General features: G+C 37.8%; 16 protein-coding genes. 4 read left to right on the top strand and 12 right to left on the bottom strand.

Annotated elements, in window-relative coordinates; genetic code table 11:
- Positions 1-82 precede the first annotated feature (82 nt).
- The 3 genes from H561_RS0103410 to speB form a co-directional block, all read right to left on the bottom strand.
- Positions 83-691 carry an alpha-ketoglutarate-dependent dioxygenase AlkB family protein gene (locus H561_RS0103410; protein ID WP_027385743.1) on the bottom strand — a complete coding sequence of 203 codons (609 nt, stop codon included), beginning with the start codon at positions 689-691 and terminating at the stop codon, positions 83-85.
- A gap of 158 nt (positions 692-849) precedes the next feature.
- Positions 850-1,710 carry a bifunctional helix-turn-helix domain-containing protein/methylated-DNA--[protein]-cysteine S-methyltransferase gene (locus tag H561_RS0103405; protein ID WP_027385742.1) on the bottom strand — a complete coding sequence of 287 codons (861 nt, stop codon included), beginning with the start codon at positions 1,708-1,710 and terminating at the stop codon, positions 850-852.
- A gap of 68 nt (positions 1,711-1,778) precedes the next feature.
- On the bottom strand, positions 1,779-2,636 hold the full coding sequence (gene speB / locus H561_RS0103400) for an agmatinase (protein WP_027385741.1): 858 nt from the start codon (positions 2,634-2,636) through the stop codon (positions 1,779-1,781).
- A 268-nt stretch (positions 2,637-2,904) separates the two neighbouring features.
- On the opposite strand from speB, the gene H561_RS0103390 reads away from it, so the two are divergent.
- Positions 2,905-3,564, top strand: a complete 660-nt coding sequence (locus tag H561_RS0103390; RefSeq protein WP_027385740.1) for an HAD family hydrolase — start codon at positions 2,905-2,907, stop codon at positions 3,562-3,564.
- Positions 3,565-3,695: 131 nt separating this feature from the next.
- Here the strand turns inward: H561_RS0103390 and H561_RS0103385 are convergent, their stop codons facing one another.
- From H561_RS0103385 to H561_RS0103345, 9 genes are all read right to left on the bottom strand, one after another.
- Positions 3,696-5,087, bottom strand: coding sequence for a type III PLP-dependent enzyme domain-containing protein (locus H561_RS0103385; protein ID WP_027385739.1), 1,392 nt, complete (start codon positions 5,085-5,087; stop codon positions 3,696-3,698).
- 119 nt (positions 5,088-5,206) lie between these two features.
- The gene (locus H561_RS0103380; protein ID WP_027385738.1) at positions 5,207-5,830 is read right to left on the bottom strand and encodes a thiamine diphosphokinase; all 624 of its coding nucleotides are present in this window, start codon (positions 5,828-5,830) and stop codon (positions 5,207-5,209) included.
- A 2-nt stretch (positions 5,831-5,832) separates the two neighbouring features.
- Complete coding sequence (locus H561_RS0103375; protein ID WP_027385737.1) at positions 5,833-6,480, bottom strand: tetratricopeptide repeat protein; 648 nt, start codon at positions 6,478-6,480, stop codon at positions 5,833-5,835.
- Positions 6,470-7,039 carry a cob(I)yrinic acid a,c-diamide adenosyltransferase gene (locus tag H561_RS0103370; RefSeq protein WP_027385736.1) on the bottom strand — a complete coding sequence of 190 codons (570 nt, stop codon included), beginning with the start codon at positions 7,037-7,039 and terminating at the stop codon, positions 6,470-6,472. The genes H561_RS0103375 and H561_RS0103370 overlap by 11 nt, the downstream gene beginning before the upstream one ends.
- 353 nt (positions 7,040-7,392) lie before the next feature.
- Positions 7,393-9,387, bottom strand: coding sequence for a PAS domain-containing sensor histidine kinase (locus tag H561_RS0103365; protein ID WP_027385735.1), 1,995 nt, complete (start codon positions 9,385-9,387; stop codon positions 7,393-7,395).
- Positions 9,388-9,504: 117 nt separating this feature from the next.
- Positions 9,505-10,311, bottom strand: a complete 807-nt coding sequence (locus H561_RS0103360) for a GLPGLI family protein (protein ID WP_027385734.1) — start codon at positions 10,309-10,311, stop codon at positions 9,505-9,507.
- Between the two features lie 182 nt (positions 10,312-10,493).
- Positions 10,494-11,486 carry a phosphotransferase gene (locus H561_RS0103355; RefSeq protein WP_027385733.1) on the bottom strand — a complete coding sequence of 331 codons (993 nt, stop codon included), beginning with the start codon at positions 11,484-11,486 and terminating at the stop codon, positions 10,494-10,496.
- A 117-nt stretch (positions 11,487-11,603) separates the two neighbouring features.
- Positions 11,604-11,861: a hypothetical protein gene (locus H561_RS0103350; RefSeq protein ID WP_027385732.1), complete on the bottom strand. Its 258-nt coding sequence runs from the start codon at positions 11,859-11,861 to the stop codon at positions 11,604-11,606.
- Entirely contained in the window at positions 11,825-12,202 is a 378-nt protein-coding gene (locus tag H561_RS0103345; protein WP_027385731.1) for a hypothetical protein, read from the bottom strand. The genes H561_RS0103350 and H561_RS0103345 overlap by 37 nt, the downstream gene beginning before the upstream one ends.
- Positions 12,203-12,881: 679 nt before the next feature.
- Between H561_RS0103345 and H561_RS0103340 the strand changes: the two genes are divergently transcribed.
- From H561_RS0103340 to H561_RS21965, 3 genes are all read left to right on the top strand, one after another.
- A complete protein-coding gene (locus tag H561_RS0103340; RefSeq protein ID WP_162143019.1) occupies positions 12,882-13,847 on the top strand; it encodes a DUF4932 domain-containing protein in 966 nt (321 codons plus the stop codon).
- Between the two features lie 203 nt (positions 13,848-14,050).
- The gene (locus H561_RS21970; protein ID WP_051349291.1) at positions 14,051-14,347 is read left to right on the top strand and encodes a transposase; all 297 of its coding nucleotides are present in this window, start codon (positions 14,051-14,053) and stop codon (positions 14,345-14,347) included.
- 340 nt (positions 14,348-14,687) lie between these two features.
- Complete coding sequence (locus tag H561_RS21965; RefSeq protein WP_051349290.1) at positions 14,688-16,202, top strand: reverse transcriptase family protein; 1,515 nt, start codon at positions 14,688-14,690, stop codon at positions 16,200-16,202.
- Positions 16,203-16,214 lie beyond the last annotated feature (12 nt).

Below are 16,214 nucleotides of genomic sequence, written 5' to 3'. Positions count from 1 at the left end.
GGTTTTCAGATGACACAGATTTTGCTACAATCATCTGCTGGATTTAAACTTGCACCAGGTTTGTGGTTATACTTTGTAAAAATTATTCATCAATCGTTCTGAACGTCAGGTTGATCCTCGGCGTTTTTATTTTTGCCGTCGGTGGAAGCCGGTGCAGCCAATGGTCCTGAGTAGTGCCCTTCATCACAAGCAGGCTCCCGTTTTCCAGGAATATTTCTGCTTTTTCCTGGGTTTCTTTATGCTTGAATAGGAACTTTCTTTCCGCACCGAAACTTAAGGATGCAATGGCGCCGTGTTTTTTCAGATCTTTTTCAGCATCGCTGTGATAGGCCATTCCCTCGCTGCCGTCATGGTACAAATTGAGAAGGCAGGAGTTGTAGGTTTCACCGGTAAGTTTTTCGCATTTCTGCTTGAGCTTCAATAATTCAGGGGTCCAGATTTTAGCCTGTTTTGTCCGTTTTGAATAGGTATATTCAAACGGCTTTTCCCCGAACCATGCGACTTTTCTTTTGGTTAAAATCAGTTTCCCGAAAATCACGGCTTCATCATGTTCCCACGGAATCTGATTCAGTAAATAACCATAATAAAAATCCAGCTTTTCTTCAGAGAAAATTTTTCCGTAATAGAGAACGGTTCCGTCTTTAGGGAGAATATTTAAGGGATCGTCTGACGGATCTTCGAATAGGTTCAACATCTTTAAATTCATGTTTAAAAATTAAAACATTAAGATTGATTAAGTTGGTAAGAATCGTTAAGTTGCTTCGTCTAAAAAGGTATATTTAAAATCAGAATGATTTATCTTAATAAACTTCATTACTTAAAATAAATCTTAATGGTTTAAATAAAGTTTTACGGTAAAAGAGAACTTTCAGAATACATCCTTGAACTTTCCCAGCCAATCATCATTTGTTTCCTGTCACTTCCCCACCGATACCCTCCAAGATTTCCCGAAGACTGAATCACCCGGTGGCATGGAATCAAAAAGGCTACAGGATTGCTTCCGATGGCTGTCCCGACAGCCCGTGAGGCTTTGGAGTGCCCGATTTTTCCGGCTAAATTGCCATAGGTTGACAGTTTTCCCATAGGAATGGTTAACAGGCTTTCCCAGACCTTCAGTTGAAAATCAGTGCCTTTTAAATGGAGTTTGATCGTATTCAGTTTTGTCCAGTCTTTATCAAAAATGGACAGTGCGTTTTTCTGAAGGTCATTATGTTCCTCAAAAAAAGAGGCATTGGGGAATTTAAGCTTTAAATTTCCCAATGCCGTCTCTTTATTATTTTCAAAAGCCATGTAACAGATCCCTTTTTCAGTGGAAGCCGTAATGATGTTTCCAAAAGGGCTTTCTGAAAAGCTGTATTTAATACTCAGGCTTTTCCCTCCGTTTTTATATTCTGCCGGAGACATGCCTTCGATTTTGACAAACAGATCATGCAATCTGCTGGTACTCGACAGGCCTGTTTCGAAAGCGGCATCAAATAAGCTTGCTTTTTCCTCTTTTAACAAACCTTTCGCATGTTCAAGGCTGATAAACTGCAGAAATTTCTTAGGGCTGGTCCCCGCCCAGTCTGAAAACATCTTCTGAAAATGGGCCGGGCTCAGATTAATCTGCTCCGCCACTTCATCCAGGCCGGGCTGAAGTTTAAAATTACTTTGGATATAGGCTATTGCCCTGGCAATTCTGTGATAATCTATCTGACTTTGGGTAGACATAGGATCTGTTTTTATTTCACAAATTTCCAAAGAATATACGGCAGAAAAAATCCGATTCCTGCGGAATTTTAATTGTTGTTAAAGGTATGATAATAGGCAAGCATTTTGTAATACAGCTTCGCCGCCAGGAATGCACTTGGCTTTGCCATCGGCGAATCCATTAACTCTACAATATCAAAGGCGACCACGTTACATTTTTCAAATACTTTTCTCAATAATTCCAGCGTCGGATACCATTGTAAACCGCCCGGTTCAGGAGTTCCTGTTGATGGCGCAATGGAGGGGTCAAAAGCATCCAGGTCAATGGTGATATACACATTTCCTGAAACTTTTTCCAGAACATCATTCACCCAGTTTTCATTGTTGGCAATCTCATGAGCGAAAAACACCCTTCCTTCCGGCAGATATTCGGCTTCTTCGATGTCCATGGAACGGATTCCCACCTGTACCAGGTTATGTTTCTGATTGGCTTCAAAAACCGCACAAGCATGGTTGGAGGTTGACCCGTGGAACTCAGGACGTAAGTCAGTATGGGCGTCCAGCTGAAGAACCGTTAGGTTTTCATATTTTTCCCCTACCGCACGGATGGAACCGATAGAAACAGAATGTTCTCCTCCGAAAAGGGTAAACAGCTTGCCGTCATTGTCTAAAAGTTCTTTTGTCTTTTGGTATACCGCTTCCGTCATGGCTTCAGGGGTTTCATTTTCAGAAATTTCCCCTGCCATATACACGCCTTCAAGATAAGGCTCAGTCTGGGTTTCAATGTCATAAAGCTCCATGTTTTCAGAAGCATCAAGGAACAGTTGCGGACCTTTGTCAGCACCTTTTCCCCAAGTTGAGGTCCCGTCATAAGGAACTGTTACCAGCATTACCTTTGAGTTTTCCAATGATGCATTTTCTTCAGGAATTCCTGCGTATGTCTTCATGTCGTATTTAAAATTAAATGATTTCAGCAAAGATACAAAGAAGTTCGGAAAAAGAGGGATGGCGGAAGAAGGAACCAGGGAGTTCTTTACCATGTAAAATAGGCAATATAATTTAAACGTAGATCATCCGGCTTTAGACTTCCAAACTGCATAATCATTTTCAATAACAGTCCTTACAGTGAGTAAAATCAGGCGGAATTATTTAAACTTCCCGGCTCCGGCTCCATGCTTCCATCCAAAATTATTAACTTTGTAAAAAATTCAAAACATGTCATTAAAAGCTGTGCTGTTCGATATGGATGGCGTTATTGTAGATACGGAACCTTTGCACAGAAAAGCCTATTTTAAAACATTCGGAGACCTGGGAATTGCAGTTTCCGAAGGGATGTACACTTCTTTTACCGGTGCTTCCACTAAAAGAGTCTGCGAAACCCTGATTGCTGAATTCAATCTCCACCAGACCTATGAAGATATTGCTGAAATCAAAAGAAATTATTTCAAGGATTATTTTTATCATGATAATGAATTTGATTTAATTCCGGGCGTAAGAGAACTGATCGAGCATTATTATGAAAACGGGATTACCCTGATCCTTGCCTCTTCGGCAACCATGACCACCATCAATATGGTATTTGAAAAATTCGGACTGGAAAAATATTTCAGCGGAAAAATAAGCGGTGCCGATTTAAAGGAATCCAAACCTCATCCTGAAGTTTTCCTTCTGGCTGCTGAAATGGCCGGAGAACCTGTTGAAAACTGTATGGTGATCGAAGATTCAACCAACGGAATCCTGGCAGCGCACCGGGCCCATATCTTTTGTGCGGCATATCGGAGCTCACACTCCAAAAACCAGGACTATACACTGGCGGATATCGTAGTTTCAGATTACCCCGAACTTGAACTGGATAAAATTTCAAAATATTTCTAAAAACAAAAGCTCTCAGAATCTGAGAGCTTTTGCTTTTTATGTTTTGATTAAAAACCAATTAATCTGATTTTTGTTATTGATGAGATTGCTTCGTCGCTCTCGCTTCTCGCCATGACAATAACCAATATTTATTAATACCCAAGAAGCTTCAATACATCTTCCGGTTCCTGTTTCTCACGGAAAATTTCATACTGCAGGTCCCCGTTTTCATCTTTCTGGATCAGGATATGCCTTGGCTGAGGCATCAGGCAGTGATGAACCCCGCCGTAACCGCCGATGGTTTCCTGATAAGCTCCTGTATGGAAAAACCCGATATACAGAGGCTTGGTATCACTGAAAACCGGCAGGTAAATTGCATTCGTGTGCTGTTCAGAGTTATAATAATCATCCGAATCACAGGTCAGCCCGCCCAGGAACACCCTTTCGTAGGTATCATCCCAACGATTCAGCGGAAGCATGATAAAGTGCCTGGAAATCGCCCAGGTATCCGGAAGCGTGGTCATGAAAGAAGAATCGATCATATTCCATTTTTCCCTGTCGTTCTGGCGTTTCTGAGAGATTATTTTATAAATGTTCGCACCGCTTTCCCCAACGGTAAAGCTTCCGAACTCGGTATAGATATTAGGTTCCTCCACGCCTTCTTCTTCACAGAATTTCTTAATCTGGGAAACGATTTCTTCCACCATGTACTGGTAATCGTAATCGAACTGCAATGAAGTCTTGATCGGAAAACCGCCGCCGATATTCAGTGAATTGACTTCAGGGGCAATTTTCTTAAGACGTGCGTATACGCGAAGGCATTTGTATAATTCGTTCCAGTAATAGGCCGTGTCTTTGATCCCGGTATTAATGAAGAAGTGAAGCATTTTCAGTCTCGCATTCGGATGCTCCGCAATCTTCTGGCTGTAATACGGGATGATGTCCTTATATCCGATCCCCAGTCTTGAAGTGTAAAATTCGAATTTCGGTTCTTCTTCCGAAGCGATCCGGATTCCGATATCGAATGTGGTGTCAATGCTTTCCGTAAGCTTATCCAGTTCGCGGTAGTTATCCAGGATCGGCGTAATATTTTCAAACCCGCTGTTGATCATCTCTGAAATTTTCGCCAGATAATCATCGGTCTTGAATCCGTTGCAGATCACTTCAATATTTTTGTCTACTTTCCCTTTCTTATAAAGCGCTTTTACAATATCCATATCGTACGCGGAAGATGTTTCCATGGAAATATCATTCTTCAGCGCTTCTTCAATAACAAAATTGAAATGGCTGGATTTTGTACAGTAGCAGTAGGTGTAGTTCTTTTTATATTCTGTCTTTTCAAAAGCTTCCTTAAACCAGCTTTTTGCTTTCTGAATATTCTGAGAAATTTTCGGGAGGTAACTTACCTTTAAAGGGGTTCCAAACTTTTCAACAACATCCATCAGGGGAATATCGTGAAACAACAAATTGTTTTCAGAAACATTGAATTCTTCCGTTGGAAAATACAATGTCTGATCAATAAGTTCCGAGTATTTTATTTTCATTTCTAAGTAAGTGAATTAAGAATGCAAAATTGCTAAAAAAGTTTGATTTTTTAGTTTTAAATTTTCTTAAAGTTTTTACAGATTTGAAATTACCCGGATTATTGTTGTCTATGAAATTTTCAGAGGTATTTTGTGCCGACAAATATCATCAGGTCGCCTTTTTCATATTCAATGGAAACTTCATCCTCAACGGCAAAATTGCGGGTCCCGATCCTTGAGGTAATACTCAGGTTTCCATGGGTTAATCCCCAGTTCAGACCTGTTGTAGTGATATTTTCAGCAATGGGAAAAGGGTATAATGAAACAAGTTTGTCCTTTGTGTTCTTTACCGTAATTTTTTTGGGAATAAAATAATATTCAGAAAATTCATCATAAAATTTTAGGTCTAAATTTTCCTTAAATAAATAAGCCACCGTCAGATTTCCCAAAAAATGGTCCTGCTCTCCTCCGCTTCCGCCCAACACATCCACCTGTACAAAGCCTTTCTCCATGATAATTTCAAGGGCTTTCTGAAAATCCGTTTTATCCTGATCCGGCGTATAAATGAATTTTTCGTCATACACTTCTTCATCCTTACCGGAATGGGAATCAAAATCCCCGGAAATGAAATCAAGCTTATCGAGAGGGAATCCCAGGTCTTTCAGATAATGAAAAGCACCGTCAGTACAGGCGATCAAACCGTATTCTTCAATTTCCGGAAAAGATTTCGGAGGATCTCCGTTGATAAAAAGTAATGCTTTCATATTTACTGAGTCGGTTTCCTTATCAAATCTTCAACATTCTGCTGTGATGTAATGATCCATCTGCCTACATTTTTGCCAGGTCTTTTCTCTTTCACTTTTTTTATGAAATTCTTAGCATCATTGGCATCTTCTGCATTGGGTTGTAAATCAACATATTTCTTGTACGTTTCCAGCATTCTGTCGACTTCAGTATACGTTAGTCCTTCCCTGTACAGCAGTTTCCGGTAAGATCTTGCGATATAATAATTTATGCCGAAATACTGGTCAGACTTTTTATCAATCAGGTCGTAAGCCTTTTCGAAATAGTATATTGCTTTCCGGAAATCAGGTTCTTTTTTACTGAAATTATTAATGCCTCCGTACCATAGGGCAGCAGTAAAATCAGGTTTTTCAGATAAAATTTCACCGATAACAATTTCCGCATCGTCATTTTTATCCTGACTGAGAAGAGCCAATGCCAACTGTGATTTTAAAATCAAATTGTTCGGATCTTCTTTTAAGCCTTTTCGGAATACGTTCTCTGCCTGAGAAAATTTATTCTCTGCAATATATCCGTCTCCCTGATCAAGATACGCAGAACTGCTCTGTGAAAAGACCTGATTGGAAAATAATATCAATGTAAAAAAGATCTTTTTTACTTTATCTTTCATTCGGGTTCCAGTATTCTTCCGGTTCGCTGTTGATTTTCGAAATGTATCTTGCCAGGACAAACAAATAGTCTGAGAGCCGGTTTAAATATTTAATCAGTTCGGGACGCACTTCTTCCGATTCATTTAAGAAAACCAGAGAGCGCTCTGCCCTTCGGCAGATGGTTCTTGCCGCATGTAAAAACGTGGCCGGCTTTCCTCCGCCCGGCAGGATAAAATACTGCAAAGGTTCCAGCTGCTCTTCAAAAGTATCCATCCAGCTTTCCAGGGCTTCAATTTCAGTATCGGAAATAATTAACTGGAGGCGGGATTTCCCGTTGGCCAGCATCAGTTTATCCACCGGCGTGGCAGCCTCGGATCCTACGGTAAATAAATCAAACTGGATTTTCTTCAGCTGTTTCAGGACGTCTTCATCTTCGATATGGCTCTTGGCAATTCCTATGAATGAATTCAGCTCATCTATATTCCCGTAGCTGTCCACCCTTGCACTGGCTTTCGAAACCCTTGTTCCGCCATACAGGGCAGTCTGGCCTTTATCACCTGTTTTTGTATAAATTTTCATACGACTAAAATACTTTTTTATCATAAAGCTGACAAGTTATTTTGTTAAAGCTATTTTCACCTGAAAATCAAAATAAATTCCTGTTAAGCCTTACATATTTATATTTGTATGATCATGTATTATTTTTAAGTTATGAACGTGTTTAAGCGTAGGGGTATAGGTAGTCTTACAGGATTTATCGTTTTTTGCGATTATGGTTTAATTTCTTTTAGAACCTTAACCTTCGTACAAGATTTTTTTCTTAGTTGAATTGCTGATGAACATTCTCGTTATATGTCCTATCTCTAATATAGCCTGACGGGTTGTTGTAAGGATTTAAAAGAATAAGAAACTCAAAGCCAATCATTAAAATGTCAATTAATAAACTTCTGCCCATCTATTGGCAAAATAAATGAGAATATGGTGCCTTTGTTTTCAGCACTCTGTACCTGAATATGACCACTGTGAAGTTCAATAATTTCTTTACATAGATAAAGTCCTATACCAAAACCTGATATCGACTGGCTATTGATATCCTTTACCCGATAATAGCGGTCAAATATCCGCTGCTGGTCATCGGCGGGTATTCCTATCCCCTCGTCTTGGACGTTAATCTTTAAACGGTTATCATCAATGATCAGATACTCGACGATAATAGTGGATCCGAAAGGAGAATACTTGATCGCATTTCCAATAAGGTTATTCAGGACCTGGAAAATCTTTTCACGGTCTGCAAGTACGGATTGTGGGCCGGAAGGCTTAAAAATAAAATTATGGTGGTGATTGGTTGAAAGTATTTCTTCTTCAATTTCCGAGAACAACAGCTGGAAATCAAAAGCTTTTTTGTCAATGTGCAACTGCCCGGAATCAAGTCTTGATACATTGAGAAAGCCATTAATCATACTGTTCATATAATCTGTCTGTTTTAGACATTTTTCCAGTATATTTTCCTGCCTGGGATTTTCTGTATTTACGGCCAATCGTTGTAAAATCTGAATATAGGCCTTAAGAGATGTAAGCGGTGTTTTAAGTTCATGACTCACCATGCCCATAAAATCATCTTTCCGTTCCTCTTCTTTTTTCTGTTCTGTAATATCCCTGAGGGTACCATTAAGGCTTAAAGGCCTGCCCTCCTGATCATAAAAAACTCGGCCATTGGCCTGTAGCAGCCTGACGTTTTTATCTTTTTTATTTTGGATTTTGTATTCTATAAAATAATGGCCATCAGAATCCTTATCCAGTGAATTCGTGATTGCTGCAATAACCCGGTCCCGATCCTCCGGCACAATGACTTCCAAGGCCAATGACAGGTCCAGGTTTTCTTCAGAAGACAGGCCGAACCAGGTTTTAAGCAGGGTATTTCCGGAAAAGAGGTTGGTTGCAGGCTGGTAATAGAAAGTAGCAAGCTGTCCTGCATCGATGGCCAGGGCCAGCATTTGCTGGTCATTTTCATTCTTCCGGCGTTCCAAAACCTGCTGGGTAATTTCTTCAAGAATGATAAGAACACCTGAAATATCGCCATGATCAGAAAAAATCGGCTGGTATATGGAATTTACGATAGCTTCCCGTAATCCGTCATTATGATGTAATTTGACCGTAAATTCAGTATTGATTTTGGGCTTTCCGGTTTGGTAGACTTCTCTGAGCCACCTGTTTACAGACTGCCCTCGCAATTCCGGCCGGGCATCCTCATGCGGGTGGCCAATGACTTCAGATTCCGTACGCCCCCATATCGTAAGGATGGCCGGATTGGCGATTTCTATGATATGTTCCGGCCCTTTCAGCATGGCAATTCCAACAGGAGCCTGCTCGATAATGGTTCGGATATACTCCCTGCTTTGGTCAAGCTGCTTTATAGAATTGCTAAGCTCTTCATTAGTGGAAGTCAGTTCTTCAAGCGTGGCAGCCATTTCTTCATTAAGCGCATGTTCCCTTTCTTCTTTCTGCTGTATTTGCTGTATAAATTCACGGCGCGCGGTCACCTCAAGCGCCGTATTGAGTATACACCATGTTTTATTATTCTGATCGGTAAGTGCCTTATATTCATAATCAAAATAATCAAGCATTTCCACTCCGTTTTTGATCAGTTTTGCAGGAGCCTCATGGACGGAATACGTTTTACCGGAACGCCATACCTCTCGCAACAACTCTAAAAAAGGCTGTCCTTCAAGCTCAGGAATTGCCTCCATCAAAGGTTTACCTATGGCAGATGAGTCCTTGCCCCATAAACTTAACATGCCCGCATTGGCAAAACGTATGACCATATCTTCGCCTGAATAAATGGCCGTTGGTGAGGGAGATGAAGCCAATGCCTGGATAATTAAATCTATGCTGAAGCTTGTATCGGATAAAAATTCCTGGGTAATCATAAATTGACAAATATATGCAAAGTAATTTTACTGCCCTTAAACAATGGTATATGAAATCTTAGAAAAGTATACCCTTCATCATGATGGGAATCTGACTCATAATTTTAAAGTATGTTGCTAGTCAGCCAGTTCTATAGGATTATTATATTTTTTCTGATCTTCTCTGGATTTCTCCTCAATACCGCGGATAATTTCATTAGGATCCCGGTCAACTAATTTTATAGTGCCATTATACACCCCTGCCTTAAAGTCACGTGCAGGATCTTTTTTATATTCAGCAATAATCTGAAGAAATTTGGTTTTACTGACCTTAAGATCTTTGTCTACATATCTGGAACTTGGTATATCAATGTCTTTTCGAAGTAACTTATGGTTTCCAATTAATTTAAAGTGGTAATCGTTTTTGTCATCATACAGCTCAACTATAAGTCCCGGCAGACCATAAAATTTATAGGGTCCGGTATTTATGGGGATTTCCGGATTAAAATAGGCGTTCCACTTACGTCCTTTAAAAAAGGCCACTGCTTTTTGCAGCTGATTTCCGTGATCATCTTTTTTCTTTTCACTGGTGACAGACCAGTCAGGTATAACAGAATCATCATAAGTATATCGTATTGCGCCCTGAACCTCTGTAATGACAAAGCTGCTGTTACCGGCTTTCCTTTTAATTACATATAAAATGTTTCCGACTTCTTCATATTCTTTATTACTGTCTGAATGATATAAAGAATCCAATATAAACCTGTCATAACTGCGGAAAGAATATTCTAGATCATCAACATCCAGACACATTCTTTCACTTTTATATAAAGTACTTGCAGAATCTTCCTTATAACGTAATTCATAAATAAACCTGTTTACTTGCTGAGCACTTAAAAACGAAAAAATACATAGTAAAAATGGAAATAAGGTTTTAGAAATCATAATAAAAATTAAATATGAGTAAAAAATAAAAATATTGTGACAGCTCCATTTTTTCTTAGATAATATCGGAAAATACCAGAACGAATATGTTAAGCATGCTATCAATGCAGGCAAAACGGACAGTGAAATGATATTTGACATGACTCCTGTCCATTTTGCATTTATTTTAGTTGGTTAATTTGTTATTCAATCTCAATCTTGTTGTAAACAATCCACCGTTTCAGATTTCCAACCATTCTTTTTAAATGATCTTCATTCAGGAAAATATTTGTCCAATATTCAAATCTGTCGCACTGGACACTTATGTAATAGGTCATAATGGCCAAACATGCAAAAGGTAAAAACATTTTTTCCTCAATACTAATTTCAGTTACAGTCTCATAACCCTTTATGAAGCTGTCAGCCTTTACCTGATATTCCTCTTCGTTCAAATGCGTTGCAAATAACTGAAACAAAAAATAAGAAATATCAAAGCATAAATACCCGTTGCCGCAAAAATCAAAGTCAAAAAATGTTATGTGTTTTTCATCATCAATATGCAAATTGTCAAACCAGACGTCAAGATGAACAGCTCCATATCTCATTTTCTGTCTGTCGGTATTTTCCATCTTTAGCGTTAAAAAAACAGAAAGGGTTTCTAAAAACTCAATCTCGCTGCTGTTTTTACTATAAAATGTTTTTGTTCTTAAAACGGGGTTCTTAAGCAGGTTTTGAGCATTGTAAGATATTCTCATCAGTTCTAAATTTTCCGTGGATCGATGAACTTTTGCCAATGCCTGTCCAATCAGAAAACTTGTCTGGGATGAAAATTTTGCGGTCTTTGTGCCTTTAGCATACGAAAATAAAACACCAAATCTTATTCCTTCCGGCGCTTCAATTTCCTGAATAAATCTGTTCGATTGATCAGCTATCGGAAAAGCAATTTGCAGGTCTGCTTCTTTTAGAAGAATTAAAAGCCTTAATTCCTCTTCAATGTCTAACTTTGTCCGCCAATTATGGGTGTAAACTCTAAAAACATATTTGTCTATGCCATCCTGAACAATGTATAAATGATTCATAGCAAGCCGGAATATGCTGCATTCCGTTTTGTCGCTTAATCCATATTTTCGTTGAATCAGTTCACCCAATCCATTGGGTGAAAGGGTACTGTTTATTGCCGGAAATTTCTCTGTCATCAATTCTTTGTTGTAGCTGGTTATAAACTCTATGCAATTTAGTTAGCACTTTTCGGCTTTACTATTACACTGTTTTTTGATTATTTTATTCGAACTGTAATTTGACATCATCATTGACTAATCTGCAGTCTCATCATATTGTTGTAAATCAGATAACTTAATTCCCTGAGCATCTACATAAGCGTATAAATAATGCAAAGTTTGCGGTAAATCTGTCAATTTTGCTAAATCGACTTCCGGATAATGTTTTTTCATCCATGAATTAAATTTTTCTCCTTTTGAGCTCAATTCCGTAATATAATTTTTATAATCCTCAGTAGGAGCAAGCGTTACGCTGCTTACTTTCTCCCCGCTGTGGTTATGGTCATTTTCCACTTTGGAAATTTCACATCAAGCAATTTCAGGTAAAGTGACCGATCTTCTACTACATAATCATTTTTATTTTTTTCACTGGCGTTTTCAATCACATGGAATTTAGCTTTCAACGTTTTGGAATCTTCTAAATAACTACTTAAAAATTCTTTTCTATCCGTAGTTTTCGTGACAAATTCCCTTTTAAATTTAAAATCAGGCGTTATAATAGCTTCTAACTCTTTACCCTGATAATGATTCAGATAACTTAGAAATTTATCCGCTGTATTTCTTTGTTGGGTATATGACTTACTGTAAGTTATTACGAGCATCAACAGGCACAGGTAAAATTTGATTTTCATCATTTTTGAGATTATTAATTAATAATATTACACAAATTATTTTATCAAATCCAAAATTCCATTCCACTTAATTGATTTGTTCATTCCCCAGGTTATTAAGCTTTTCCATCTTCCAATACATTTTCAGCAATATAGCATTGCTGTTTTCATGTAAACCCGGGCTTTTCCATCAATAATAATTTTAGTAATGGAATTGTAAAGCTCTTGATTAAATTGTGACCTTTCTATCATGTATCAAAATTACAAAATTTACCTTATCGTCAGGTTAGTGGACCCTGGGTCATTATTTAATATCGATGATAGTCTGATATAATAAAATACTCCAAACATTCAGCAATCTACTTTCATCCAATGACAAGCAACTTTTAATCGTTTCGTGAGATTTCATTCAGGCTTTCTTCCATCTAAAAGCTATTTTGATTAATCCCGGATTTGGAAGAAATTAAATTTTACTGGACGGTAAAAATAATAGACATCGCATGTAATAAATTTAAGACCTGAAATGTTTCTATCTATAGGGAATAAAATTATTACCGGTAAATAATTGATTTTTGCAAAATGTACAGAACCATAGGTAAACACATTCTCTGTATAAAAACTTATATTACAAACAGCAATGAAGAAACTGTTATTTCTGCTTTTAATGATTCATGTATTTTCATTTGGGCAAAAAAAGATAGATGTGAAAATAGATCCCAGAATTGAAGCGATCAGTATTTTCTATACGCTGGCAACAAGGGATACATTAGATAAAAAGCCTACACCCTCAATATACTATCGTCAATTTGATAATTATTTTGAAAAGTATAAACAGCACAGTTCGTTAAACTGGTATAGAAATCTTGATGCCTGGGATGGTTATGACCTGTCGAGCATAGGGCTCTACCTATCCGACAAATATCCGTTCAAATTGAAAATTCCCTATACAGGTAATCAATTGCGCAGCTGCGACATCAAAATATTTCTGGAAAAATTTAATGATTTTTATAAAGACTGTAGGGTTGGAGATTTTATAAAGGCCCATAAAGCAGATTACTTACGTATTACCAAATTTGCTCATGATAAAGTTAATGAGAGCGGTATCTTAAAAGATGTTGATCATTTTTTCAATAAGCCTTCACAGGGCGGAGTGGAAATTTATATAGATATTCTGAATAATCTGGGAAGCAATGCAATATCAATTGATGACAAAAGTTTCAGAGGTAAAAAGGTTTTTAAACTGGCCTATCTTAAAGATGAAAATATGATACAGACCAATGATACAGAAGTAACATTTATACCCCTGCCAAATGTAATGATTCATGAATTATCACATCTGTATTTAAGTGATTTCCTCTCTTTGTACAGGGAGAGGTTGGCTAAAAAAAGAAATATCTTCTTAGTAACGTCAAAAGGTGAAAAACTGAAAGAAAGTGAGTGGGAGAACGAGGCTGATGAATTGATGGTGAGAATCTGTGTATCCAAAATACTGGGCGAAAAATATGGTCCGGAAGCCGAATTGAAAGAGGTTGAAAATCAATCAAAACATTTTAAATATTTTAAAGAATTAAACTTGTTTTTCAACAATTACACTCAGCACAAGAATAAGTACAGCAATATAGCACAGTTTTATCCAGAAATTATGAATTATCTGGAGACGTTAAACTGACGATGGATTTACTGTTCCCTGTAAAATTTTTTCAAAATTAGTTTTAAGAAGTCTATTTTATCTTGATAATCCAGCCTTATAAGAATTTATATGGATTCCAACCCAATTGCGAATAGCGTGTATTTGCAATTGGAAAATCCATTACCCTATTCAGGGCCTCATTCTCTGGAAATATATTTAGGCAGAAACTTACAATTTTACTGATGAAAGCGCTGCAATATTTACTGATCCCGCTTCAGGTAATCCTGGCTGACGGCTGTTGCAGGGAAGGTAATATTGGAAAAATAAAAGCTAAGTCTGGGTATATCATTCAAATCATTATTCGAAATGGCAAAAAAGATAAAAATTTTGAACCCATTCATAAAAGATGGATTGTTGAACGTACTTTCTCCTGGTTTGATAACGACAGGAGACTATGCAGAAATTATGGGCTTCTGATGGAAAATTCTGAAACTATAGTCACATTATCCACCATAAAACCTGTATCGAATAAAATTTAAACAGGTTTTAATAATTCAAATAAAAATAAATAATCAAATTGATGCGGGTACCATAATATTTTTTAATATATTTGGTAAAGATAGATCCTTGCTTTTCTTTTTAAGAAATGATGATGTTTCGTCATCGATGTACAATTGCTTAGCATACTGCACTACATACTATCTTTAATGGTGAAATTGGTACTAGTGCGTGCCTTTTCAGTTCATTTTCCGGGAAAATAAAGGTACGCACTAGTACCATTTCTGGAGTTGATAGATATAGTCCTCAGAAGATACGAAGGTATATCAGAACAAAGCCCTATTCAGTTGTAGGGCTTTTTATTTATAAAAAACACACCAAATGTCACAAAATCTCAGCAGACAACAGATTTATGACCGTATAAAAGCATCTTCCAAAGACAGTTACATCTTGGATGAAATGAAAAGACTTGGTTTTTGGCAGGAAACTTCCACGCCTTCCGTTCCCGAACAGCTGATCCAGAGAGAAGCCATTCTACAACAGGAATTGCAGGAATTATTGGCAAAAGACAGGAAATACGGCAATCAGGAAGCCATGCTCCGTGAAATGCGTAAAAAGCGGATGAATGACGCAAAAGCCAAAAGAGAAGTAACCCGACAAAAAAGCGAACAGAAACGGCAGGACAAAGCTGATTACTGGAAAAATTTACAGCAGCAGCAAATCATTTACCTTGGCGAAAATGTTTCGAAAGGTCTTCATAAAGGCGATTCGGATGCAGAAAAACTGCTTCAGTTTTCACTTCCTGTTTTTGAAAATGTATCAGATTTCAGTCAGAAATCGGGTTTCAGCCTTTCAGTAATAAAATACCTTGCTTTTCACCGGAACGTTTCAAAAAAATCCCATTACCACGTTTTTGAAATTCCGAAAAAATCAGGGGGAAAAAGAAAAATTTCCGCTCCTAAGCCTCAATTGAGACATTTCCAGCATTGGATTTTGGAAAATATACTGAATAAAATCCCCGTGGGAGATGCTGTCCATGGTTTTACCATAAAAAAATCGATTGTCACCAATGCAGAACCGCATATTAAAAAAGACATCATCATCAATATAGACCTGCAGGATTTCTTCCCGTCAATCAGCTATAAAAGAGTGAAAGGCCTGTTTTCAAAACTTGGATATTCAGAACAACTGTCCACCATCTTTGCATTGGTCTGCACACAGGCACATACGGAAGAAATCTTACTCGATGAGGTTAAATACTTTGTTCATAAAGGAGAAAGATTTTTACCGCAGGGCTCACCTGCAAGTCCGGCGATAAGCAATATCATTGCTTACAAACTGGATAAAAGATTACTGGGGCTGGCTGCAAAATACGGATTTACCTATACCCGTTATGCTGATGACCTTACTTTTTCTGCCGGTCAGGATAACGAACAGAACATCAATAAGCTTTTATATTTCGTAAAACAGGTGATCAGTGCCGAAGACTTCACGGTTCATCCCGATAAGCTTCATATCATGAGAAGGAAGCATCAGCAGAAAGTGACGGGAATCGTAGTCAATGAAAAACTCAATGTCGAGCGAAAAAAGCTCAGAAAATTCAGAGCACTCTTACACAACATTGAAGCCAACGGATGGCAAAATCAGACCTGGGGGAAAGCATTTCATCTTATCAATGCGGTAGAAGGCTATATCAATTTTGTGAATATGGTAAATCCTTCCAAAGCATTGGTTTTCAAAGAAAAACTGAAAACGATCATTGCAAAACACGGCAAGCCCTTTGTAGAAGTCAGAACAACCATTCCTGAAATTGCGGAAACAATTAAAGTTTCCGAAGACCAAGAAGAAATTACAACACCAAAAGAAGAAAAAACAGACTGGTGGAATATTTTTTAGCCTGAACCCAAC

The organism is Chryseobacterium gregarium DSM 19109 (assembly GCF_000430845.1).
Lineage (GTDB): Bacteria > Bacteroidota > Bacteroidia > Flavobacteriales > Weeksellaceae > Chryseobacterium > Chryseobacterium gregarium.
The sequence above is the reverse complement of the archived record's forward strand: the minus strand, read 5'-3'. Positions and strand labels throughout refer to the sequence as shown.